Here is a 23,352-nt window from a genome sequence, read left to right on the forward strand (position 1 = left end):
GTTGTGCAGTTGCGCCGACCTCACGATCGGCGACGCGTCAGCCCAGCATTCCCGCAGCCGCACGCGGCTGCGGAGTCAACGCGTCGCCCACCCGGTCGACCAGCAGCGCCATCTCGTAGCCGACCTGCCCGACGTCGGAACTGCGGGCGGCCAGCACGGCGAAGGACGAGCCGTCCGAGATGGACATCAGGAACAGGAAGCCATTGTCCATCTCGACGACGGTCTGCAGCACGGCGCCTCCCTCGAAGCAGCGAGCCGCCCCCTGGGTCAGGCTGACCAGACCGGACGCGATCGCGGCCAGCTGGTCGGCCCGGTCCCGCGGCAGATCCCGTGACGACGCGAGAAGCAGGCCGTCCGCCGAGACGGCGACCGCATGCGCGACACCGGGCACCCGGTCGGCGAAGTTGGCCAGCAGCCAACCAAGATCCTGCGTAGTTGTCATCCTTCTTGCTCCTTCTGCCCGCTCCCGGCCACCGGGCCTGAGCCAGACTGCGAGGATTGCTGCCCTCCCGGAGTCGCCTCCGGGCTGGTCGGGTTGTCCGAGGTGCTACGCCCCCGCTGTACGCCCCGGTGATAGGCGGAGAGCAGGCCACGGACCGCCTCCGGGGTACGGCGCTGGGCCGAGATGACGGGCTTTTCCACCGCTCCCGGCACCAGCTGCGCCATCGGCTTGCGCTTCGGCAGACCGGTCGTGGTGGTCTCGCTCACCGGCGCCGCGCTGGCCGCCGCCGAGGCAGCACGCCAGCCGTCGTCGGCAGCGGTCTGCCAGCCGTTGGTCTGCGGTTGGGGCCGGCGGTTCGGCAGGCTCTCGGCGAGGCTGGGGCGGGTGCCCCCGTTCGCTGTCGACCCGTTGTCCCGCGGCGCTCCTCCGGCCGTCGGAGTGTCTGCCATCGGTGCGTTACCTGTCGTCCCGGGTGGTGTCTTCTGGCCTGCCCGACCGCTGGCGTCGACCGTGGCGAACTGCTGGGTCGCGGTGCCACCGTTCGCCGCCGGCTGTGCGCCGGCCGCGGCCTCCTCCGGCCCCGGACGGCGGGTACGGAACCAGGCCGACTCGAGCTCCCGGAAGATCGGCAGCTCCATCGTCTCGTCCGCGTACCGCTGCCGGTTCTGGGCCTGCGGCTGCTGCGGCGCGGGCCGGCTCTGGGCCGGTGCCGCCGGGGTCGGCGCCGCCGGGGTCGGTGCCGGCGGCTGAGGCGCGGCGGTCGACTGCTCGGGACGCGGCACCCGCGGCAGCTCCGTCGTCATGTCCAGGGCGGCGGCGAGCCGCTCGGGCACCGGCGGGGTCGCCGCGTCCCGGTCGCCACCCTGCACCGGCGGCCAGGCCGGCGGTGCGGGCGCGCTGGGCGCGGGTGCGGGCGGGGCCGATCGGGGTGCGAAACCGCTGAACGACTGCCCGGATGCCGGCGGCGCCGAGTACGGCTGACCGGAGGCCGGGGTGGCCGAGACGGGCGACGCGGACACCGGCGGACCGGCGTACGGCTGCCCGGAGGCCGGGGCGGCGGACACCGGCGGACCGGCGTACGGCGCACCCGAGTAGGGCTGACCGGAATACGGCTGACCGGAGGCCGGCGAGGCGGAGACCGGCGCGCCGGAGTAGGGCTGGGCCGAGACCGGCGGCAGCGGCGGCGCGGAGACCGGCGGCGGCGAGTACGGGTGCGCCTCCGGGCTGCTGGGCAGCTGCCGCGGGATGTTCTGCTGCTGGCCGGTGTTCTGCGACTCGTCGCCGGAGCGGCGCTGCGGCAGCGGGTCGATCGGCTGGCCGTTGGCCGTACGCGGGGTGAACCCGTCGCCGCCGTTGGCCCCGGCCGCACCGGTCAGGTCCGACCAGGCCGGCATCGAGCGGTACGCACCGTTGTTGGCGGGCGTGCCGGCGCCGTTGCGGGCGGCCGGATCGAACGGGCGGCCGCCCAGGGTGACCTGGTTGCCGGACTCGCTGGGGCGGGGGCCGTTGCCCAGTGCGGGCAGCGCGCCGAAGGCCGGCGTGGGCCCACCGTGCAGCTGCGGTGCGCCGGCCGCGGGCAGCGCCGGCGGCTGCTGCACCCGACCGGAGAGCGCCCGGGGCACCAGCACCGAGGTCGGCAGGGTCACGTCGGCGACCGTGCCGCGGTCACCACCGGGACGCAGCTCGACCCGGACCCCGTGCCGGGACGCCAGCCGGGCGACCACGACCAGGCCCATCATTCGGGACACGGCCACGTCCACCTGCGGCGGCGTGGCGAGCCGCTCGTTGAGCTCGTACAGCTGGTCGCGGCTGATGCCGATGCCGCGGTCCTCCACGTAGAGCGAGGCGCGGTCGCCGACGCGCCGGGCCTCCACCATCACCTGGGAGTCCGGCGGGGAGAACGCGGTGGCGTTGTCGAACAGCTCGGCGACGAGGTGCACCAGGTCGTTGACCGCGTGCGCGGCGACCTCGATGTCGCGGTCGATGACCCCGAACTCGATCCGGGTGTAGTGCTCGACCTCGGACTGCGCGGCGCGCAGCACGTCGATGAGGGCGGCCGGCTCGCGCTGCACACGGGTGGAGTCGGCGCCGGCGAGCACCAGCAGGTTCTCGTCGTTACGGCGCATCCGGGTGGCCAGGTGGTCGAGCTGGAACAGCTCGGCCAGCCGGTCCGGGTCCTCCTCGCCGCGCTCCAGCCGGTCGAGGTGACCGATGAGGCGGTCGACCAGGATCTGGGAGCGGCGGGCCAGGTTGACGAACATGGTCGCGACGGAGGCGCGCAGCGCCGCCTGCTCGGCGGCCGTCCGGACGGCTTCCAGGTGGACCGCGTTGAACGCCTCGGTCACCTGGCCGAACTCGTCCTTGCTGCGGACCGGCAGCGGCTCGGCGATCTGGTTGGCCAGCTGCACCGGGGAGAGCTGACCGACGACCTGCGGGTCGCGCAGCCGGGCCACCGCCTGCGGCAGACCGTACTGGGCGACGGAGAGGGCGCCCTGCCGCAGCTCACGCAGCGAGCGGGCCATCGAGCGGGCGACCAGGTAGGCGAAGAGGATGGCCAGCAGCAGCATGCTGAGCAGCAGGCCGGTCTCCAGGAACACCTGGCGCTGGACGTCCGAGCGCAGGTTGTCGGCCTCGGCGACCACGTCACGGTCGAGCTTCGTCTCGACCGTGCGGATCAGCTTGGCGTTGGCCGTCATGGCCGAGTCCCACTGGTCCGGGCCGAAGATCGCACCGCGCATGTCGCCGGTGGTGTTGCCGTCCATCCAGCCGATGTAGTTCTGCGCCTCGCGGCGGTCACCGCCGGCGATCGTCTGATCGTGGAACGCGGCCTCTTCGGGGGTGGCGACGGCCTTGAAGCTCTGCTCCGCCTGCTGTTGACCGGTGCCGCTGGCGATGTAGTCGGTGCGCAGCACCGGGGTCAGCTGCCTCTGGTCCAGCGCGCGGTGCACGACGACCCGGCGTACGGAGAGGAACTCCTTCTCCCGCGCCACGGCGGCGGCGGCGCGCATCCGGTCGCTCAGCTCGTTGTTACCGGCGAGCTGGGTGGCCGACTCACGGATGGCGAGCAGATTGTTGATCAGGCCCTCGTACGCCTGGACGGTCTCGGTGAGCTTGAGCTTGCTGCTGAACACCTGGCTGCGAGCGCCCGGGAGGTCCTTCAGGTCCTGGTCGATCTGGTCGAGCAGGCTCTCCAGGCTGGCCGGGAGATCCTCGATCTCGGCCCGCTGTTGCAGGTAGGGGCCCTTCGCCTGGTCGACCCGGGAGTTCACCCGGTTGTATGCCTCCTGGTACTGCGCCTTCGGCTGCGTCCCGTCGGCGGCCGACAGCAGCACGGCCGCCGTCCGCTCGTCCTGCAGCGTGTCGACCAGGTCACCCGAGTAGCTCGACAGGTTGGCCAGGTCGCCGGCCCGGTTGGCATTGTTCAGTGTCTCCAGGTGGTCGACCAGACCACTGGTGCCCACAACGACCGTGGCGATGGTCGGCACGATCATGATGAGACCGAGCTTGGACCAGATCGGCATGTCCCGGAGCCGGCTGGCCGGCCGGCGCAGCCGCGACAGGAAGGAGCCCGCCGTCTTTGGCCGTTTGCTCACGTCACCGCCCTCGCGATTACAGCTTCAACGCGTTGCCCCGGGCAACGCCCAGCGACCGACCCGGCGGGTCGGACCCCCGAGATTCCATCACGCCGCCCCGCAAGAAGAAAGCCCAGGTTGTCACCCGCCGGAGGTGTGATGAGATGTTGATACGATTTGATAGCAGTCCGTCTGGCCGGAGTAACTGAAGGTAATGAAACATCCGCACCGCGTTGTCCTGCTCGCCGGCCCTTCTGGCTCCGGAAAGTCCTACATAGCGCAGCAAACCGGTCTACCGGTGCTCTGCCTGGACGACTTCTACAAAGACGGCGATGACCCTACGTTGCCGCGTCGAAACGGCCAGGTGGATTGGGAATCACCCGACTCGTGGGACGCCCTGACCGCGGTGGAAACGATTGCCCGGCTGGCCCGCGAAGGTCGGGCGGATGTGCCGGTTTATGCGATCGGCGCAGATCGAAGGGTGGCCACCCGGCCATTTGATGTCGCCGGATCTCCAATTTTTGTGGCTGAAGGGATCTTCGCCGCCGAGATCGTGCAGGAGTGCCGGCGTCGTGGGCTGCTCGCCGGCGCGTACGCGCTGCGCCGCCCACGTGGGGCGACCTTCCTGCGCCGGCTGGCCCGCGACCTGTCCGAGCAGCGCAAGGCACCCCGGGTGCTGGTCCGTCGCGGGGTGGCGCTGCTGCGGTCGGAGCCCGCGGTGCTGCGCCGGCAGACCGGGCTGGGTGCGGAGGCGGCCCGCGCGCGGGAGGTGCTGCACCGGGTGGCCGGCCTGCTCGCCGGCCACCCGCACGGCTGACCGGTCAGGCCAGCAGCTTGGCGTACGCCGGCTTGATCACCTCATCGATGATCCGCAGCCGCTCGTCGAACGGGATGAAGGCGCTCTTCATCGCGTTGATGGTGAACCACTGCAACTCCCGCCAGCCGTAGCCGAACGTCTCCACCAGTAGCGCCATCTCCCGGGACATCGAGGTGCCGCTCATCAACCGGTTGTCGGTGTTGACGGTCACCCGGAAGCGCAGGTCCCGCAGCAGGCCGATCGGATGGTCCGCGATCGAGTCCACCGCGCCGGTCTGCACGTTCGACGACGGGCACAGCTCCAGGGGGATCCGCTTGTCCCGGACGTACGCGGCCAGCCGCCCGAGCACCGGCACCCCGCCGGGGGTGATGTCGTCCACGATCCGCACCCCGTGGCCGAGCCGGTCCGCGCCGCACCACTGGATCGCCTGCCAGATGGACGGCAGGCCGAACGCCTCCCCGGCGTGGATGGTGAAGTGGAAGTTCTCCCGCTGGAGGTACTCGAAGGCGTCCAGGTGCCGGGTGGGCGGGAAGCCGGCCTCGGCACCGGCGATGTCGAAGCCGACCACCCCGGCGTCCCGGTGCCGCACGGCCAGCTCGGCGATCTCCTGCGAGCGGGCCGCGTGGCGCATGGCGGTGAGCAGGGTGCCCACCCGGATGGTCAGTCCCGCCTCGACGGCCTGGGCGGTGCCCTCGGCGAAGCCGGCCAACACCGCCTCGACCACCTCGTCCAGGCTGAGGTCCTGTTCCAGGTGCTGCTCCGGGGCGAAGCGCACCTCGGCGTAGACCACCCCGTCGGCGGCCAGGTCCAGCGCGCACTCCCGGGCCACCCGCCGCAGCGCCGGCGCGGTCTGCATGACCGCCACGGTGTGCGCGAACGTCTCCAGGTAGCGCTCCAGGGAGCCGGAGTCGGCCGCGTCGACGAACCAGCGCCCGAGCGCCTCCGCGTCGGTGGTGGGCAGCTCGTGGCCCACCTCCGCAGCCAGCTCGACGATCGTCGCCGGCCGGAGCCCGCCGTCGAGGTGGTCGTGCAGCAGGGCCTTCGGGACCTTGACGATGTCCTCGTATCGGATAGTTGCGGCCATGCTCAGACCCTAGTCAGCCGCCGGCCGGCCCTGGGACGGGACCGCCCCGCTCCGGGTCGCCAGCCGTGGACACGTTTCGATGATGTGTCAACCAAAAGGCTAGACTCGACGCATGGACGCACCCCGGTGGCACGACCCGGCGGCCTGACGTGGACCCACGCATCCTCGACCGGCTGCGCTGCCCGGTCTGCGGCGAGCCGCTGGCCGGGACGACCGCCGGTAGCGCCAGGGCGCTGCGCTGCCCACGCCGGCACAGCTTCGACATCGCCCGGCAGGGATACGTCAACCTGCTGGCCGGCCGCGCCCCGCACGCCGGCGACAGCGCGGAGATGGTGGCCGCCCGGGAGGACTTCCTCGCCGCCGGGCACTACGACCTGATCTCGGCCGCGCTCGCCGACGCCGCGGCACTGGCCGTGCACCGGGTCGGTGGGGTTCGGCCCGTCGACGCGTACCCCCTGGTGGTGGATGCCGGCGCCGGCACCGGCCGTTACCTCGGCGCGGTGCTGGCGGCGCTGCCGGACGCCGTGGGTCTGGCCCTGGACGTGTCCAAACCGGCGCTGCGCCGGGCGGCCCGCGCACATCCCCGGGCGGCCGCGGCGCTCGCCGACACCTGGCAGCGGCTGCCGCTCGCCGACGCCTCGACGGCCGTGCTGCTGAACGTCTTCGCCCCGCGCAACGGCCCGGAGTTCCACCGGGTCCTCGACCCGGCCGGCACGCTGCTCGTGGTCACCCCCGCCGCCGACCACCTCACCGAGTTGGTGGACGCTCTCGACCTGCTCCGGGTGGACCCCGACAAGTCCGACCGGGTGGCCGGCAGCCTGGGCGCTCACTTCACCCCGGTCAGCTCGGCGGTGCACCGCGCGGAGCTGTCGCTGACCCGGCCGGAGGTCGCCACCCTGGTCGGGATGGGTCCCAGCGCCTGGCACACCGACCCGGCCATCCTGGCCACCCGCCTGGCCGCGCTGCCCGACCCGGCCCGGGTGACCGTGGCGATCCGGCTCGACGCCCACCGACCCCGCTGAGCTCAGGTGGAGAGGTCGACCTCTTCCCAACCGGGCGGCTCCTCGTGGTACGGCCCGCGCAGGATCACCGCCCACTCCAGCGCCCAGCGCCGCTGCCCGATCGCGTTCGCGTCGATGAGGCCCGGCACCGGTCGCCCGCTGCGCTCGGTCTCCAGGTACGCCCAGTCCAGGCAGTAGTGCAGGTCGAGCAGGGCGGCGGCGTCGGCGGGGTGCTGCGGCGCGGTGAGGATGCGGGACCGCCAGCGCGGAAACATCTCCCCCTCCGCGATGTGCGGCAGCCGCTCCATGAGCCGCTCGTCGACGGCGAGGGTCGGGTCGAGCTGCTTGGTCAGCCCCAGCACCCAGCACAGCGCGAAGAGCGCGTCGTGGTGCAGCACGAACGAGCGGTGGTCGCCCTTGCCGCCCATCACGAACTGCCACTCCGGCGGCGTGACCATCTCGACCAGGTGCGAGCCGAGCAACCAGCTCATCGCCGCCTGCGGGGGCATCCCGAAGCAGCGGGCCAGGATCAGGTGCAGCACGGCGATCCGTGCCTCGATCTCCCTCGTGGGGCGCAGCTCGATCTCGTCACCCGGCTCCCACACGAGTGGGAACTGGGCCGGCGGCAACGGCAGGCCGAGCCGGGACAGCTCGTCCAGGCTCGCCTCGCGCACCTCACGGGGGTCGGGGGCAGGTACGGTCACGGCGGATTCCTGTCTGCTCGCGACGGCTCAAGGCCGACTATCCCCCCTTGGCCTGCGACAATAGCGCTCCCAGGTGACCGGCACCACGCCACCCCGACCCCTCGCGCGGTCAGCCGATCCGTTCGATGACCAGCGGCGTCGCCGCCGGTGCCGTCGGCGCGATCAGTACCGCGCGGGCGGCCTCCGCCAGCGCCGCCGGGATCCGCGCCGGGTCCTCGGCGCGCAGCTCGTAGAGGGCGTCGCCGACCCGCACCGGGTCGCCCGGCCGCTTGTGCAGCACGACCCCCGCCGGCACGCTGACCGGGTCCTCCTTGCGGGCCCGGCCCGCGCCGAGCCGCCAGGCCGCAACCCCCATGGCGTACGCGTCGACGGCCGCGACGTACCCGTCCTGCTCGGCGCGGACCACCTCGACCTCCGGGGCGGCCGGCATCGGTGCGTCCGGGTCACCGCCCTGCGCCCGGACCATCGCCCGCCAGGAATCCATCGCCCGGCCGTCGCGCAACGCCGCCGCCGGGTCGACGTCCGGCAGGCCGGCGGCGTTGAGCATCTCCCGGGCCAGGGCCAGCGTCAGCTCCACCACGTCGGCCGGCCCGCCACCGGCCAGCACCTCGACCGACTCGGTCACTTCGACGGCGTTGCCGATCGCCAGGCCGAGCGGGGTGGACATGTCGGTCAGCAGGGCGACCGTCCGGACGCCGTGCGCCCCGCCCAGCTCGACCATGGTGCGGGCCAGCTCGCGGGCCTGGTCGACGGACTTCATGAAGGCACCGGAACCGACCTTCACGTCGAGGACCAGCGCACCGGTGCCCTCGGCGATCTTCTTGCTCATGATCGAGCTGGCGATCAGTGGGATCGCCTCCACGGTGCCGGTCACGTCGCGCAGCGCGTACAGCTTGCGGTCGGCGGGGGCGAGCCCGGCGCCGGCCGCGCAGATGACGGCACCCACGTCGGCGAGCTGGGTGATGAACTCGTCGTTGGTCAGCGCGGCCCGCCAGCCGGGGATCGACTCCAGCTTGTCCAGCGTGCCGCCGGTGTGCCCGAGGCCGCGCCCGCTCAGCTGCGGCACGGCGGCGCCGCACGCCGCCACCAGCGGGGTGAGCGGCAGGGTGATCTTGTCGCCGACGCCACCGGTGGAGTGCTTGTCGACCGTCGGACGACGCACCGCCGAGAGGTCCAGCCGCTCACCGCTGGCGATCATCGCGGCGGTCCACCGGGCGATCTCCGGCGCGGTCATTCCATTGAGCAGGATCGCCATGGCCAGCGCCGACATCTGCTCGTCGGCGACCACCCCCCGGGTGTACGCGTCCACCACCCAGTCGATCTGCGCGTTCGACAGCACACCCCCGTCCCGCTTGGTACGGATGACGTCAACAGCAGCAAAACCACTACTCATCGAAAGATCTCTCTAGTCGTATCGAGATGCCGGCTCGCAACCGTGACCGACGGACGGCCATGCCCACGACGGGCCGGGCCGACCGTGCCCGGCGGAGGGATCAAGCCTGACCGCCCGGAGCCGGGTACGGTCGGCCCCGGCCCTGAACCGCAACCACCGACAAGCTCAGGGCGCCGACCAGCGCACCGGGATCTCCATCGGCGGCTCACCCTCGCCGGCCCAGAAGATCGTCCCGGTCGCGTCGACGACCACGACCCGGGGGGTCCGGGCCATACCCCAGGTGATCGCCTCCGCCGGGTCGTCCCAGCTCGGAGCCTCCTCCAGCACACCGGTCTCGGCGCCGGCGTCGTCCCCGGCCGACCGCTCCCAGTACGCCGTCCAGACCTGCTGGCCGGCCGACATGTCCGGGTGCACGAAGACGGTGCCGCGTCCGCGCCAGGCGGCCAGCCGCTCGGGAACCACCGGCACGGGCGTCTCGCCGGTCACCGCCTCCAGGTCCTCGACACCGAAGGCGTGTGGCAGCAGCTCGGCCATCCGCAGTGGGCGGCCCTTGGCCTCGATCAGGCACTCCGGCCCGCCGTGTTCCCAGAGCAGTTGCCGGCACCGGCCGCACGGCATCAGCGGCTCACCGGTGGCGTCGACACAGGAGAGCGCCACGAGCCGGCCGCCGCCGGTGGCGTGCAGGCTGGAGACGACGCCGCACTCGGCGCAGAGCGTCACCCCGTACGCGGCGTTCTCGACGTTGCAGCCGACCACGATCCGGCCGTCGTCGACCAGGGCGGCCGCACCGACCGGGAACGTGGAGTACGGCGCGTACGCGTGCCGCATCGCCTCCGTCGCGGCGGCGCGCAGGCGCGCCCAGTCGATCTCGGTCATCCCATCATTCTGCCGCACCGCCATCGTGGCCTGCGGCGGGACCACCTCGGTCCCGCCGCGTCGGCCACCCGGGCGTCAGCCCTTGATGTACGGCTTACCGTCGGCGGCGGGTGCCCGGACCCGGCCGACGAGCCCGGCCACCGCCAGGATCGTGGCCAGGTAGGGCAGCATGGCCAGGAACTGGCTGGGGATCACGCTGTTGATCGCGCCCAGGTAGGTGGCGAGCTGGTCGGCGAAGCCGAAGAAGAGCGCGGCGAGCAGCGCCCCCGTCGGGTTCCACCGGCCGAAGATCAGCGCCGCCAGCGCGATGAAGCCCTTGCCACCGATCATGTTCTTGGTGAACGAGTAGAGCGCCAGCGTGTAGGAGGCACCCCCGATGCCGGCGACGACACCGGCCAGCAGCACGTTGCGGTAGCGCACCCGCAGCACCTTGACGCCGAGCGTGTCGGCGGCGGTCGGGTGCTCGCCGACCGAGCGCGTGCGCAGCCCCCACCGGGTGCGGATCAGCGCGATGTGGATCACCAGCACCAGGAGCAGGCCGAGGTAGAGGAAGATGTTGCCGCGGAACAGCGCCGGGCCGAGGACCGGGATGTCCTCCAGCAGGGGGATGTTCCAGTTGCCGAAGCGGGGAGCGCTGTTGTACCGCTCGATGTTGGTCTGCATCAGCCGCTCGTAGAGGAAGCCGGTGACACCGACCGCGAGCAGGTTCAGCACGATGCCGATGACCACCTGGTCGACCAGGTAGCGGATGGCGAAGATGGCCAGCAGCAGCGAGATGAACGCACCGCCGATGGCGGCGGCCACCAGACCCACCCAGACGCTGCCGGAGATGCTGCCGAAGAGCGCGCCACTGAAGGCGCCCATCAGCAACTGCCCCTCGATGGCCACGTTGACCACGCCGGAACGCTCACAGAGCACACCGGCCAGCGCGCCGAAGATCAGCGGCAGGGCCAGGATGAAGGTGCCCCGGATGATGTTGACCAGCGGCATGAAGTTCTGCCCGGTCGGCGCGGCGGAGACCTGCCAGCAGAGGAAGGAGAGCACGAAGCCGACCAGCCCGACGCCGAGCACCGGGAGGAACCACCGCTTCGGCACCCCGGCGAGCAGTGCCGCGCCGGCGGCGATCGTGATGATCCCGAACAGGATCGCGCCGATCGTGCCGTTGATCTCCAGCGCGGCGCCGGCCGCGTCGTCGCTGAGGGTGAACCGGGCCTGCTGGTCGGTGGCGAGCGCACCGAAGAGCACCGCCGCCAGCAAGCCGAGCGCCAGCAGCGTGAGACCGACCTTGCGGCCACGGGTCCAGAAGCCCTCGTCGACCGGGGCGACCGCGACGTCGGGGACAGCCATGGTGGACATGAGTTACCAGCCCTTCGCCAGGCTCGTCTGCAACCGGGCGGCACGCGCGGCCCGGAGCTGGAAGATCGCCTTCACCAGGGCCGGCGCGGCGATGAAGATGACGATCAGCGCCTGGAGCACCGTGACCAGCTCCAGCGAGATCCCCGAGTACGACTGCATCCGGTTGCCACCGGCCTGGAGCGCGCCGAACAGCAGCGCCGCCAGCAGCACCCCCCAGGGCTTCACCCGCCCGAGCAGTGCCACCAGGATGCCGTCGAAGCCGATCTGCGCGACCACGAGCGGGGTCAACGCGCTGGCGGTGGAGCCGAGCACCATGTTCGAGCCGCCGAGACCGGCCAGGACCCCGGCGAAGACCATGATGAGGACGTACGTCCGGGTGACGCTGATACCCGCGGTGCGGGCGGCGTCCGGGTTGGCGCCGACCGCGCGCAGCTCGAAGCCGAGGGTGGAGCGGTTGAGCAGCCAGGCGACCGCCCAGGTGGCCAGCACGGCGAGCAGGATGCCGGCGTGCACCCGAAGGTTGTCGCCGAGCAGTCGCGGCAGCTGTGCGGAGTTGTCCACCGCCCGGCTGATCGCGTCGGTGCGGGTCGGGTCCTGCACGCCGTTCTGCACGATGAGCCAGGTCAGGAAGTACGTGGCGATGTAGTTGAGCATGATCGTGTTGATCACCTCGTGCGCACCGGTACGGGCCTTGAGGATGCCGGGGATGAAGCCCCAGACCGCCCCGCCCAGAGCACCGGCCAGCACCGCCACCAGCAGGTGCAGGCCGGGCGGCAACGGCAGCAGGAAACCGGCCAGCGCCGCGAAGATCACGCCGATGGTGGCCTGGCCCTGGGCGCCGATGTTGAACAGGCCGCCGCGGAAGGCCAGCGCCACGGACAGGCCGGTGAAGACCAGCGGCGCCGTGTAGGTGAGCGTCTCGGAGATCGGCGCGAGCACGGCCTGCCAGCCGTTGTCGCCGTTCACCCAGCCGGAGAACGCCTCCGGGTCGAAGATCGAGCCCTTGAACAGGTTCGCGTACGCCTCGCTGACCAACGTCCAACTGGAGTTGAGCGCATCGGACGGGCGGGAGGTGATGTACGAGTAGGTGGAAAGCACTTCCGGATCAGAAATGATCATCAGGATCGCGCCGACCACGATCGCCAGCACCAGCGACAGCAGGGTCACCGTGAAGGTGTTGGCCGCCCAGAGGTTGTCCAGGAACAGCCGGCCCAGCGTGGGCTTCGACTCCGGCGCCGATCGGCCCGGCCCGGTGGTCGGCTCGGCCTTTTCGGTGTTGCCGAGAGCGGTCTGCGCGGCCTGCGCCTCGCTCGCCGGTTCCTTGTCCGGCGAACCGGACTGGTTGGGGTCGCTCATACCTCGTCCTCGCTCGCGGGGCGCGCGGCGCTCGCCGGGCCCCCGTCGGTCACCGTGCCGCCGGTAGCCGCGCCGTCGGTCGGCGCGGCATCCGCACCGCGCTCGGGAAGCGCGTCCGGGCTGATGCCGGCCATCAGCAGGCCGATCTCCTCACGCGGGGTGTCCGGGCCGACGATGCCGATGATCCGGCCCCGGTACATCACCGCGATCCGGTCGGCCAGCCCGATGACCTCGTCGAGTTCGCTGGAGACCACCATGACGGCGGTGCCGATGTCCCGCTCGTGGATGATCCGGCTGTGGATGAACTCGATCGACCCGACGTCGACGCCGCGGGTCGGTTGGGCGGCGATGAAGAGCTTCAGCGGCCGGGACAGCTCCCGGGCCACGATCACCTTCTGCTGGTTACCGCCGGAGAGGGTGCCCACCGGCGCGTCGGCCGATGAGGTGCGTACGTCGAACTGCTCGATCCGCTCCTTCGCCGACGACGCGATCGCGTCCGGCTTGAGCGCGAGCCCGGCGCCGAACGGCGGCCGGTCGTAGATGTCCAGCACGAGGTTCTCGGCGACGCTGAACTCCTTGACCAGGCCGTCCACGCTGCGGTCCTCGGGCACGTACCCGACGCCGGCGCGGAGCACCTTCTTGGTCCTCCAGCCGTCGATCCGGTCACCGGCCAGGCTGACCGTGCCGGCGAGCACCGGGCGCAGGCCCATGATCGCCTCGATCAGCTCGGTCTGGCCGTTGCCCTGCACGCCCGCCACGCCGAGCACCTCGCCCGCGCGCACGGTCAGGTCCACGCCGTCGACCGCCCGGATCTGCCGGTCGTCGTCCACGACCAGCCCGGACACCTCCAGCACCGGCTCGCCCGGCGTGGCCGGGGACTTCTCCACGGTGAGGCGGACGTTGCGCCCGACCATCAGCGCGGCCAACTCGTCCCGGCTGGCCTCCGGCGAGGCGGTGCCGACGGTCTTGCCGCGCCGGATCACGGTGATCCGGTCGGCGATCGCCTTGACCTCGCCGAGCTTGTGGGTGATGAAGACGATCGACTTGCCGGCCGCCTTGAGCGACCGCATGACCGTCAGCAACTCCTCGGTCTCCTGCGGGGTGAGCACCGCGGTCGGCTCGTCGAGGATGAGCAGGTCGACGTCACGGGTGAGAGCCTTGACGATCTCGACGCGCTGCTGGATGCCGACCGGCAGGTCCTCGATCACCGCATCCGGGTCGACCCGCAGGTTGTAGCGCTCGGACACCTCGGCGACCTCACGCCGCGCACGCCGCCGGTCCAGGAAGCCGGCGATGCCGCCCCGGACCTGCTCGGCGCCGAGCATGATGTTCTCCGCCACGGTGAAGACCGGCACCAGCATGAAGTGCTGGTGCACCATGCCGATCCCGGCGGCGATCGCGTCGGACGGGCCCTTCAGCTTCAGCGGCTTGCCGTCGACCAGGATCTCGCCCTCGTCGGGCTGGTAGAGCCCGTAGAGGACGTTCATCAGGGTCGACTTGCCCGCGCCGTTCTCGCCGAGCAGGGCGTGAATCTCTCCAGGCTCCACCGTCAGGTCGATGTGGTCGTTGGCGACCAGATCACCGAATCTCTTGGTGATGCCGCGCAGTTCGAGTCTCAGCGCAACCTCCTGGAGTGCGAGCGATGGTGCAGCGTAGCTGCCGTCGACCGGGCCGGCCGGCCCGGTCACCGTGGCGCGCGATCGGCCGCTCCGGCCCCGCGGGTGGTTAACCCGCGGCGCCGGAGCGGCCGGATCGGTCGTACCTGTCCCCCGCCGACCCAACCGATGATCTCACCGGAGGGATCGGCCGGTCGTCACTTGGTCGGCTGGGCCTTCGAGGTGACGGTGATCGTGCCAGCGGCGATGTCCGCCTTGATCTTGTCGACCTCGGCCTTCAGCTCGGCCGGAACCTTGCTCTCGAAGTCGTGGTACGGGGCGATCGAGACGCCGTTGTTGGCCAGGGTGCCGACGAAGCCCGGGCTCGCCTGCAGCTTCTCGCCACCGGCGGCCTTCAGCACGGCCTCCTTGACGGCCTCCGGGATGTTCTTGACGACCGTGGTCACGATCGCGGAGCAGTCCGGGGTGCTCTCGCAGCCGTCGACGTCCACCCAGATGGTGCTGTACTTGCCGCCCGAGGCCTTGGCCGCGGACGTGGTGCCGAGGCCGGAGCCACCGGCGACCGGCATGATGATGTCGGCGCCCTGGGCGACCAGCGCGTCGGAGACCTTCTTGCCCTCGTCCTGCTTGGCGAAGTCGTTGGTGAAGGAACCCTTCTGGGTCTCCTTGTTCCACCCCAGCGCCTGGACGTTCTTGCCCTTGGTCTTGTTGTAGTGCGCCACGCCGTCGACGAAGCCGTCCATGAAGATGGTCACCGGCGGGATCGGCAGGCCGCCGTAGGTGCCGACCTTGCCGGACTTGCTCATCCCGGCGGCCAGGTAGCCGGCCTGGAACGCGGCCTGCGCGGTGTCGAACTGCATCGGGTAGACGTTGGCGTCACCCGGGTTGGCGTCGACGATGCCGAACGCCTGGTTCGGGTTGGCCTTGGCGATCTTCGAGGTGGCGTTGGCCATCAGGCCACCGACCGCGAGGATGAAGTCGCACTTCTGGTTGACGTACTGCGTCAGGTTCGGCTCGTAGTCGGCCTCCGCCTTCGACGCCACGAACTTGGTGTCGATGTTGCTGTTGGCGGCCTTGGCGTCCTGCAGACCCTTCCAGGCCGAGGTGTTGAACGACTTGTCGTCGATGCCGCCGACGTCGGTCACCATGCAGGCGCTGAACTTCTTGGCGCCACTGCCGGCGTTGTTGTCTTCATCGGGGGCCTCGCCACACGCGGCGGCGCTGAGCACGAGCCCACCCACCGCGAAGATCGAGGCGATCCGCATCCCACGCACCGAGCGCAAGACGTCTCCTTCCCATTGCTCACCGCGCCTAGTGCGGTGGCAGCCCATCAGCCGACCTGCGGTGTGCCGCCGGCTGTCCCACGTTACGGACGGGAGCGTACGCCCGCGCCCACCCACCGGCCGACAATCGTGCACGACTGTTGAGCGCCTGTTACCCGGGTGTAACCCTTGCGTGGGGCAAGTCACTCTTCGTGGTGGTAGGCGAGCGACGAGGCGTCGCGAAAGTCCGTTTTCCGGGGGGCGGCCCCCTCCTCGGACGTTACCGCCAAAAGACCGCGACCGCCGCGTTGACCAGGGTCAGGCCGACGATCGCGAGGAAGTGGCCGCGGTTGACCACGTCCCGCTTCCGGGAGAAGAAGACCATGACGAAGATCAGCAGCGCGAGCACCAACTTCGTCACAAGTTTCGCCGGCGCCGGCTCGTCACCGTCGCGCAGCGGCGCGGCGAGCCCGAGCCCGGTCAGCAGACCGATCACGGACCCCCACAGCATGGCCTGGTTGATCCGTAGCCGGCCGCTGACGTACTGGGCGATGGAGCCGCCGAGCAGCAGGGCGAACCCGATGAGATGGACATAGAGGAGAATCAGTCGCAGTGCTTCCACGCCGCCCATCCTCCCCCATCAACGACAGTTCGTAGTAGGGGGCCGGACGCTCGGCGCGTCCGGGCTCCTGCGGCGGCGTTCAGCACAGCCGCCAGACCTGGAAGGTCGGCCCGTCACCGGGGAGGGTCAGCGAACCGTCCTTGCCGGGCCGCAGCGCGGGGGCACCGCCGTACACGTTCTCCGCCGCCGGCAGTCCGGCGAGCCGCACCGGCGCCCCGGCCGCCCGCCGGGCCAGCACCAGGACCGCCCCGGTCGGCGCCTCGCGCAGGAAGACGAGCGTGTCGGGGTCGTGGTGCAACCGGCGCAGCCCGCCGTGGCGCAGCGCCGGCTCTCCCCGCCGTAGCGCGATCAACGCCCGGTACGCGACGAGCGTGCCGGCGTCCCAGCTCCGCGGGCGGTGCCACGGCATCGGGGTGCGCGAGGACTCGCCGTTCGTGCCGGTCAGGCCGAGTTCGTCGCCTGCGAAGATCATCGGGATGCCGGGCATGGTGGCGAGCAGACCGGCGGCCACCTCCTGCCGGGCCGCGTCGCCGACCACCGTCCGGATCCGGGCCGAGTCGTGCGAGCCGAGCAGTTGCCAGGAGTGCGTGTACGCGCGCCAGGAGATCAGTGACCGGTAGGCGTCCATGGTGGCGAGCACGGCGTCCGCGTCCCGCCGTGGCACTCCGCCGGGGGTGCCGAGGAAGTTCGGCACCGGCTGGTCGCCGTGCCGCAGCCAGGACCACACCGGGTCGGTGAAGCCGACGTAGTTCATGGTGCCGTGCCAGCCGTCGCGATCCAGGTCGCCGGTGTGGTCGTGGCCGTGCTCGGCCATCAGCAGGCCGTCCGGCCGATCTCCGGCGACCACCGAGCGCAGCAGGGCCGCCACCTCGTGGGTGTACGCGTCGGCGCCCCGCCGGCCGGTCATGTTCGCCACGTCCACCCGCCACCCGTCCAGCCCGTACGGCGGTCGCAGCCAGCGGCGCAGCACCGCGTCGTCGGCGGTGGCGAAGCGGCGGCGCAGCTCGGCGCTGCCCCAGTTCAGCTTCGGCAGGGACTTGACCCCGTTCCAGGACTCGTAGTCCCCGGTGATCCCGTCGAAGTAGTACAGCTCCCGTTCCGGCGCGCGCACGTTAGAGGATGCGGCGGTGAACCAGTCGTGCGCGTCGCCGGTGTGGTTGCTGGTGATGTCGCCGAGCAGCCGCCAGCCCCAGGCCCGTACGGCGTCGGCGAGCCGGGCCAGCGCGGCGTCCCCGCCGAGCAGCGGATCGACCTGGTCGAAGCTGGCGGCGTCGTAGCGGTGGTTGGAGCGGGCCGGGAAGATTGGGGTCAGGTAGACGGCGTTCACCCCGAGCCGGTCCAGGTGGTCCAGCCGCTCGGTGATCCCGTCCAGGTCGCCGCCGTAGAACTGGTGCGGCGTCTCCGGGCCGCGCCCGACGACCGGGGTGTCCCAGTCGCAGGGGATCGCCCAGTCCGGCAGTGGCCGGGTGTCGGCCGCCGCGGAGCGGGCGAATCGGTCCGGGAAGATCTGGTAGATCACCGCGTCCCGCGCCCAGGACGGCGGCGCGGCGTGGGTGACGAGCTTGAAGTCACCGTGGTCGGGCACGTCGTGGTCGACCAGCCCGGCGGCCGTCAGCCACCGGGGACCACGCCGCCCGGAGAGCAGGAAGCGGTAGTTGCTCACCGGGTTGCGGGCCGGCACCTCGGCCCGCCACCAGACGTCCCCGCCCTCGGTGCGGTCCACGGTGGCCTCGCGGAAGCGCGGCTCCCCGTCGCCGGTCGTACGCACGTGCACCTGGCCCACGTCGGCGCCGGCCGGCACCCGGACGAAGACGTCGACGACCTCCCCCAGCGTGGGCTCCTGCTGGGGGACGTGGAGCGGGGATCCGTCGTGGTGCGGCTGCACGGCAGTTCTTCCTCTCGGACGTACTCGTCAGGGTTCGACCCGTGCCCGAACAGCCGGCCGCCCTCCCCTGCCGCCTTTGCTCTGCTTACGCCCACGCAACGGGCACTGTCCGGATAGCGGACACCGGCTGTTGCGCGGGTTGAAGCAGAGCAAAGGCGGCGAGCAGAGTGTCGGGGGTGCCGCCGAGCCGTGGCCGGACTTGGCTGGCTATCCCTTGACCGCGCCGGCGGTCAGCCCGGAGACGATGTAGCGCTGGAGCAGTTGGAAGACCAGCACGGTGGGGATCGCGGTGAGCAGGGTCCCGGCGGCGAAGATCCCGAAGTTGTTGTTGCGCTCGTTGCCCTGCAACAGGCCGTACATGCCCACCGCGAGGGTCTTCGAGTCGCTGCTGGTGAGGAACACGTTGGCCATCAGGAACTCGTTGATGGTGCCGATGAACGCCAGCAACCCGGTCACCGCCAGGATCGGCGCCACCAGCGGCAGCATGATGCGGAAGAAGACCTGGGCGTGCGAGGCGCCGTCCATGGTCGCCGACTCGTCGAGTTCCCGGGGCAGGGTGTCGAAGAAGCCCTTCATCAGCCAGGTGTTCACCCCGAGCGCGCCGCCCATGTAGAGCAGCAGCAGCCCCCAGGGAGTGTTGAAGCCGATCGACGGCCACAGGTCGGTGATCGTGCCGAAGATCAGGTAGATCGCCACGATCGCCAGGAACTGCGGGAACATCTGGATCAACAGCAGCGAGAGCAGCCCCACCCGCCGGCCGCGGAACCGCATCCGGGAGAACGCGTACGCGGCCAGCGCGGACAGGAACACCGACGCGAACGAGGCCACCCCGGCGATCAGCAGCGAGTTGAGGAACCACCGCTCGAACGCGGTCCGTTCGAACAACCCGCTGAAGTTGCCCAGCGACACCCCGCCGGTCGGCACCAGCTCGGTGGTGGAGAGCGTGCCGAGCGGGTTGAGCGCGGCGGAGAGCACGAACACGATCGGGAAGAGGCTGAACAGGACGCCGAGCACGGCGACCAGGTGCCGCCAGCCGACCTGGGCGAACCAGCGGTTGCGCCGACGTCCGGTGACGTTGCGGTTGGCCACGGGCGGGCGGCCCGCCGCGTCTCCGGTACGCGCGGCTCCGGTGAGCGTGGTCACGAGTACACCTCCTCCTGCTTACGGGTCCGCCGGAAACTGACCGTGGAGACCACCGCGACGATGGCGAAGATGAACAGCGAGATGGCGGCGGCGAAGCCGAACTCCGCGCCCTGCCCACCGAAGGCCAGCCGGTAGGTGTACGTGATCAGCAGGTCGGTGGCGCCGTTGGTCGGGTTGTCGGCCGGGAAGGGCGCACCCTCGGTCGTCAGGTAGATCGCGTTGAAGTTGTTGAAGTTGTACGCGAACGACGAGATCAGCAGCGGGGAGAGCGCGACCAGCAGCAGCGGCAGGGTGACCGCGCGGAGGGACTGCCAGGGCGAGGCCCCGTCGACCGAGGTCGCCTCGGTCAGCTCCCGCGGGATGGCCTGCAACGCGCCGGTGGCCACCAGGAACATGTACGGGTAGCCGAGCCAGAGCTGCACCAGGATGACCGCCATGCGTGCCGTCCACGGCTGCCCGAACCAGTCCACGTCCAGCCCGAACATGTTGTTGATCAGGCCGAAGTCGGCGTTGAACATGTCCCGCCAGGCCAGCAGCATCGCGAACGACGGCATGGCGTACGGCAGGACCAGCAGCACCCGGTAGAGGTTGGTGCCACGCATCCGGGGCGAGTGCAGCACGAGCGCGATCAGCATGCCCAGCAGGAACGTCCCGCCGGTGGACGCGATGGCGAAGGCGAAGTTCCAGATCAGGGTGCCGAGGAACGGGCCGGAGATGTTCTCGTCGGTGAGCACCCGGGTGAAGTTGCTCAGCCCGACGTTGACCTTCCAACCCTGGGCCAGGCGCTCGCCGTCGGCGGCGACGAAGGCGCCCACCTCGTCGTCGGCGGTCCAGGTCTGTCCGGTCCCGGTGTCGCGGACACAGTCGCAGCCGGCGTCGTACGCCCGCACGGCCTTGCCCTCGTAGGCGCGGGACAGGCCGGTGGAGCGCAGCGCCCCGCCGGCGGTCGGCACCACCAGATCGGTGATCTCCTTGCTGCGGGCGCTGGCCTGGCCGAAGGTGAGCACGGTGTAGCCGTCTGCGGCGGTGACCCTGCCGCCCGGGGCGACCGTGGCGTCGGCGGCGTCGAGCTGGCGCAGCCCGCCGGTGTCCCCTGCGGAGACCGTGCCGGTGGCGGGGTCGGTGACCAGGAAGACCAGGGATCCGGTGGCCGGGTCGCCCTTGGTGGCGATCGACAGCGCGTACTCGGCGGAGCCGGGCACCTGGGTCACCGAGGAGGTCTGGATCGCGACGACCGCCTCGTCCTTGCTGCCCCGGTGCCCGTCACCAAAGTTGGTGAAGGCCGTGCTGGCGGTGTACAGCACCGGGAAGACCTGGAAGGCGATCAGGAAGAGGGTGCCCGGGACCAGGTACTTGGCCGGGATGTGCCGGCGGGTGAGGTAGAGGTAGAACAGCCCGGCGGTGGTCGCCGCCAGGAGGGCCAGGCCGGCCCAGTTCCGGCCGTCGATGAGCGGGAAGGCCGCCCAGACCGCGACACCGGCGGTCAGGCCGAGCAGGAGCACCTTGCCGGCGAGGCCGGTCAGGGTGATCGGCGCGTGGTCACGCGCGGCACGGGAGCGTGGGGGCCGGGAGCCGACGGGCCCCCGGCCCGGGGCCTGCGTGGCAGACCCCGGGCCGGACAGCGGCGTACTCATTACTTGATCTGGCCGGAAATCGTCTTGCCGGCGGCGGTGATGGTGCTGCTCGGGTCGGCCCCGCCGATGACGGCGGCCTCGGCCTTGCCGAACGGGTCCCAGATGGCCGCCATCGCCGGGATGGCCGGGAGCACCTGGCCGTTCCTGCCGGCCTCCTGGAACTTGGCCAGGTCCGGGTCACTGCCCTTGACCTGGTCGAGGGCGGCGGTCAGCGCCGGCGGCCGGGGCTCGGCGTTGTACAGCGCGACGGCCAGCTCGGGCGTGGTGGTGTAGTTGGCCACGAACTCCTGGGCCAGCGCCTTGTTCTTGCCCTTGGCGGCGACGTAGAACGCCTGCACACCCACGAACGGCTGCGCCTCCTTGCCGCCGGCGAAGCCGGGGATGGCGGAGATGTCGTACGCGATGTTGGCCTTCTTGACGTCGGCGACCGCCCACGGGCCGGAGACCAGGTAGGCGCACTTCTTGCCGGTGAAGGTGGCGATCGAGTTGGTGTCCGAGATGGAGCGCTTGAGCACGCCCTCGCCCTTCTCGCCCAACGCGCCGATCTTCTTGAACGCCTCGACCGACGCGGGCTTGCCCACGCCCAGGTCCTTCGGGTCGTAGTCGCCGTTGGCGGCGGTGCCGAAGAGGTAGCCGCCAGCCGAGCTGTACAGCGGGTAGATGTGGTACGCGTCGCCGTTCTGACCGACCTGGAGGCAGAGCGTCTCGGTGGTCTTCTTCGCCGCCTTGAGCTGCTTGCCCTGGGCGACCAGGTCCTCGATGGTCTTCGGCGCCTCGGGGGCCAGCTCGGTGTTGCGGATCAGCGCCAGGTTCTCCTGCGCGTACGGCACGCCGTAGAGCTGGCCGTTGAAGGTGACGGCCTTGATGGCGGTCTCGTTGAAGGCGCTCTTCTGCTCGGCCGACAGCTGGACCGGGTCGATGGCCCCGTTCTGCACCATGTTGCCGATCCAGTCGTGCGCTCCGACCACCACGTCGGGGCCGCTGCCCTGCTGCGAGGCGGTGACGAAGTTGGTCTGCAGGTCCTTGCTGACGGCCTGGACCTCGACGGTGACGCCGTTCTCCTTGCCGAACTTCTCGGCGAACGGCTTGAGGGCGGCGGTGCGCTTGTCGTCGGCCCAGATGACGAGCTTGCCGCCGGCGGCCTTGGGGGACTGGTTCGCGGTCGGCTCGTCGCTGTCGCCACCACACCCGGAGGCGGCGAGCGCCAGGGCGAAGAGGGCGACCACACCCGCGGTACGGATGCGCATCGGTACTCCTGTCGTCATGGCGGGTCCGCCGGGGGAAGGGCGGCCCGCCAGTGGGAACCTCTGGAAGTTCTTGCCATCCGGCGCAGGGATGCTGCGCCGCTGCTCTCGCATGTTGCCGGGACGTTAGCAAGAGGTTGCAGATAATGGAAGCACTTGCAGAGAGCCCCGCAAGAACTTGCCGGTGGGCTAAAGTGCCGCCATGCGCGCTCGACTGTCCGACATCGCCCAGCAGGCCGAAGTCAGCGAGGCCACGGTGTCGCGGGTGCTCAACGACCGCCCCGGCGTGGCCCCGGAGACCCGGCAGGCCGTCCTCACCGCCCTCGACGTGCTCGGCTACGAACGACCGGCCCGGCTGCGCAAGCGCAGCGCCGGTCTGGTCGGCCTGGTGGTGCCGGAGCTGGACAACCCGATCTTCCCCGCCTTCGCCCAGGTCATCGAGTCGACCCTGGCGCAGAGCGGGTTCACCCCGGTGCTCTGCACGCAGACCGCCGGTGGCGTCACCGAGGACGAGTACGTGGAGATGCTGCTCGACCGGCAGGTCTCCGGGATCGTCTTCGTCTCCGGCCTGCACGCCGACACCGCCGCCAACCACGACCGTTACCGGGCCCTGATCGCCCGGCCGCTGCCCGTCGTGATGATCAACGGGTACGTCCCCGGCATCGGCGCCCCCTTCGTCTCCTGCGACGACCGGGAGGCCGCCGAGCTGGCCGTGGCCCACCTGGTCGCGCTCGGGCACCGGCGGATCGGCCTGATCACCGGCCCGGACCGCTTCGTGCCGGTACAGCGCAAGGTGGCCGGCTGGCGATCCGCCATGACCCGGTTGGCCGGCGTCGCCGAGGCCGACCTGGGCCCGCTGGCCGAGCTGTCACTGTTCGGTGTGGAGGGTGGCGAGGCCGCGGCCGGCCGCCTGCTGGACCGAGGCGTCACCGGCGTGGTGTGCGGCTCCGACCTGATGGCGCTCGGCGCGGTACGGGCGGCCCGCCAGCGCGGCCTGTCCGTCCCCGGTGATCTCTCCGTGGTCGGCTACGACGACTCGCCGCTGATGGCGTTCACCGACCCGCCGCTGACCACCATGCGGCAGCCGGTCATCGCGATGGCGGTGGCCGCGGTTCGGGCGCTGGTCGACGAGATCAACGGCCACGGTGCCCCGCACTCGGAGTACCTGTTCCGCCCGGAGCTGGTGGTGCGTGGCTCCACCGCGGTCGCCCCGGCCGGCGCACGCTCCGGCGCGGGCGGGTCCAACCGGCACCGGGGTGGCTCGTCGGCGCTGGCCGTTTCCGCCTGAGGGGGTCACCCCACCGCCTGACGAGCCTGACCGCCGCCGCAACGACGGCCCTTCCTT

Annotated in this window: 18 protein-coding genes; 3 read left to right on the top strand and 15 right to left on the bottom strand. The window is 71.2% G+C overall.

Going from position 1 to position 23,352, the window contains the following annotated elements; genetic code table 11:
- Positions 1–37 precede the first annotated feature (37 nt).
- Both ACTWLT_RS06610 and ACTWLT_RS06615 read right to left on the bottom strand, forming a co-directional pair.
- The gene (locus ACTWLT_RS06610) at positions 38–442 is read right to left on the bottom strand and encodes a roadblock/LC7 domain-containing protein (RefSeq protein WP_007455462.1); all 405 of its coding nucleotides are present in this window, start codon (positions 440–442) and stop codon (positions 38–40) included.
- Positions 439–4,035, bottom strand: coding sequence for a sensor histidine kinase (locus ACTWLT_RS06615; protein WP_445317543.1), 3,597 nt, complete (start codon positions 4,033–4,035; stop codon positions 439–441). Before ACTWLT_RS06615 ends, ACTWLT_RS06610 begins: the two co-directional genes overlap by 4 nt.
- 502 nt (positions 4,036–4,537) lie before the next feature.
- Between ACTWLT_RS06615 and ACTWLT_RS06620 the strand changes: the two genes are divergently transcribed.
- Positions 4,538–4,831 carry a hypothetical protein gene (locus tag ACTWLT_RS06620; RefSeq protein WP_252415856.1) on the top strand — a complete coding sequence of 98 codons (294 nt, stop codon included), beginning with the start codon at positions 4,538–4,540 and terminating at the stop codon, positions 4,829–4,831.
- A gap of 4 nt (positions 4,832–4,835) precedes the next feature.
- Here ACTWLT_RS06620 and ACTWLT_RS06625 read toward each other — a convergent pair whose 3' ends face one another.
- Positions 4,836–5,915: an adenosine deaminase gene (locus ACTWLT_RS06625; RefSeq protein ID WP_445317544.1), complete on the bottom strand. Its 1,080-nt coding sequence runs from the start codon at positions 5,913–5,915 to the stop codon at positions 4,836–4,838.
- A 149-nt stretch (positions 5,916–6,064) separates the two neighbouring features.
- Between ACTWLT_RS06625 and ACTWLT_RS06630 the strand changes: the two genes are divergently transcribed.
- A complete protein-coding gene (locus tag ACTWLT_RS06630) occupies positions 6,065–6,937 on the top strand; it encodes a putative RNA methyltransferase (RefSeq protein ID WP_445317545.1) in 873 nt (290 codons plus the stop codon).
- 2 nt (positions 6,938–6,939) lie between these two features.
- Here the strand turns inward: ACTWLT_RS06630 and ACTWLT_RS06635 are convergent, their stop codons facing one another.
- From ACTWLT_RS06635 to ACTWLT_RS06690, 12 genes are all read right to left on the bottom strand, one after another.
- On the bottom strand, positions 6,940–7,620 hold the full coding sequence (locus ACTWLT_RS06635) for a DUF4272 domain-containing protein (protein WP_252415859.1): 681 nt from the start codon (positions 7,618–7,620) through the stop codon (positions 6,940–6,942).
- A gap of 109 nt (positions 7,621–7,729) precedes the next feature.
- Positions 7,730–9,013, bottom strand: coding sequence for a thymidine phosphorylase (locus tag ACTWLT_RS06640; protein ID WP_445317546.1), 1,284 nt, complete (start codon positions 9,011–9,013; stop codon positions 7,730–7,732).
- A 165-nt stretch (positions 9,014–9,178) separates the two neighbouring features.
- Positions 9,179–9,889, bottom strand: a complete 711-nt coding sequence (locus ACTWLT_RS06645) for a cytidine deaminase (protein ID WP_510182478.1) — start codon at positions 9,887–9,889, stop codon at positions 9,179–9,181.
- Positions 9,890–9,964: 75 nt separating this feature from the next.
- On the bottom strand, positions 9,965–11,245 hold the full coding sequence (locus tag ACTWLT_RS06650) for an ABC transporter permease (protein WP_445317548.1): 1,281 nt from the start codon (positions 11,243–11,245) through the stop codon (positions 9,965–9,967).
- 3 nt (positions 11,246–11,248) lie between these two features.
- Positions 11,249–12,601: an ABC transporter permease gene (locus ACTWLT_RS06655; RefSeq protein WP_445317549.1), complete on the bottom strand. Its 1,353-nt coding sequence runs from the start codon at positions 12,599–12,601 to the stop codon at positions 11,249–11,251.
- Positions 12,598–14,289, bottom strand: coding sequence for an ABC transporter ATP-binding protein (locus ACTWLT_RS06660; RefSeq protein ID WP_445317550.1), 1,692 nt, complete (start codon positions 14,287–14,289; stop codon positions 12,598–12,600). Before ACTWLT_RS06660 ends, ACTWLT_RS06655 begins: the two co-directional genes overlap by 4 nt.
- Positions 14,290–14,414: 125 nt before the next feature.
- The gene (locus ACTWLT_RS06665) at positions 14,415–15,482 is read right to left on the bottom strand and encodes a BMP family lipoprotein (RefSeq protein WP_252416323.1); all 1,068 of its coding nucleotides are present in this window, start codon (positions 15,480–15,482) and stop codon (positions 14,415–14,417) included.
- 277 nt (positions 15,483–15,759) lie between these two features.
- Positions 15,760–16,101, bottom strand: a complete 342-nt coding sequence (locus ACTWLT_RS06670) for a hypothetical protein (RefSeq protein ID WP_445317551.1) — start codon at positions 16,099–16,101, stop codon at positions 15,760–15,762.
- Between the two features lie 79 nt (positions 16,102–16,180).
- Positions 16,181–17,986 (bottom strand): glycoside hydrolase family 13 protein, encoded by a 1,806-nt coding sequence (locus ACTWLT_RS06675; protein WP_445317552.1) that lies wholly within the window; start codon positions 17,984–17,986, stop codon positions 16,181–16,183.
- A gap of 207 nt (positions 17,987–18,193) precedes the next feature.
- The gene (locus ACTWLT_RS06680) at positions 18,194–19,075 is read right to left on the bottom strand and encodes a sugar ABC transporter permease (RefSeq protein ID WP_252416324.1); all 882 of its coding nucleotides are present in this window, start codon (positions 19,073–19,075) and stop codon (positions 18,194–18,196) included.
- Positions 19,076–19,125: 50 nt separating this feature from the next.
- Positions 19,126–20,763, bottom strand: coding sequence for an ABC transporter permease subunit (locus tag ACTWLT_RS06685; RefSeq protein ID WP_445317553.1), 1,638 nt, complete (start codon positions 20,761–20,763; stop codon positions 19,126–19,128).
- A complete protein-coding gene (locus tag ACTWLT_RS06690; RefSeq protein WP_252415867.1) occupies positions 20,763–22,010 on the bottom strand; it encodes a sugar ABC transporter substrate-binding protein in 1,248 nt (415 codons plus the stop codon). Before ACTWLT_RS06690 ends, ACTWLT_RS06685 begins: the two co-directional genes overlap by 1 nt.
- A 199-nt stretch (positions 22,011–22,209) precedes the next feature.
- On the opposite strand from ACTWLT_RS06690, the gene ACTWLT_RS06695 reads away from it, so the two are divergent.
- On the top strand, positions 22,210–23,295 hold the full coding sequence (locus ACTWLT_RS06695; protein WP_445317554.1) for a LacI family DNA-binding transcriptional regulator: 1,086 nt from the start codon (positions 22,210–22,212) through the stop codon (positions 23,293–23,295).
- The last annotated feature ends 57 nt before the right edge of the window (positions 23,296–23,352 follow it).

Source organism: Micromonospora yongxingensis (genome assembly GCF_052601155.1).

Coding starts and splice junctions, on each gene's coding strand:
- ACTWLT_RS06610 (WP_007455462.1), bottom strand. CDS start 442: ATGACAACTACGCAGGATCTTGGTTGGCTGCTGGCCAACTTCGCCGAC.
- ACTWLT_RS06625 (WP_445317544.1), bottom strand. CDS start 5,915: ATGGCCGCAACTATCCGATACGAGGACATCGTCAAGGTCCCGAAGGCC.
- ACTWLT_RS06640 (WP_445317546.1), bottom strand. CDS start 9,013: ATGAGTAGTGGTTTTGCTGCTGTTGACGTCATCCGTACCAAGCGGGAC.
- ACTWLT_RS06645 (WP_510182478.1), bottom strand. CDS start 9,889: ATGACCGAGATCGACTGGGCGCGCCTGCGCGCCGCCGCGACGGAGGCG.
- ACTWLT_RS06650 (WP_445317548.1), bottom strand. CDS start 11,245: ATGTCCACCATGGCTGTCCCCGACGTCGCGGTCGCCCCGGTCGACGAG.
- ACTWLT_RS06655 (WP_445317549.1), bottom strand. CDS start 12,601: ATGAGCGACCCCAACCAGTCCGGTTCGCCGGACAAGGAACCGGCGAGC.
- ACTWLT_RS06665 (WP_252416323.1), bottom strand. CDS start 15,482: ATGCGGATCGCCTCGATCTTCGCGGTGGGTGGGCTCGTGCTCAGCGCC.
- ACTWLT_RS06685 (WP_445317553.1), bottom strand. CDS start 20,763: ATGAGTACGCCGCTGTCCGGCCCGGGGTCTGCCACGCAGGCCCCGGGC.
- ACTWLT_RS06690 (WP_252415867.1), bottom strand. CDS start 22,010: ATGCGCATCCGTACCGCGGGTGTGGTCGCCCTCTTCGCCCTGGCGCTC.
- ACTWLT_RS06695 (WP_445317554.1), top strand. CDS start 22,210: ATGCGCGCTCGACTGTCCGACATCGCCCAGCAGGCCGAAGTCAGCGAG.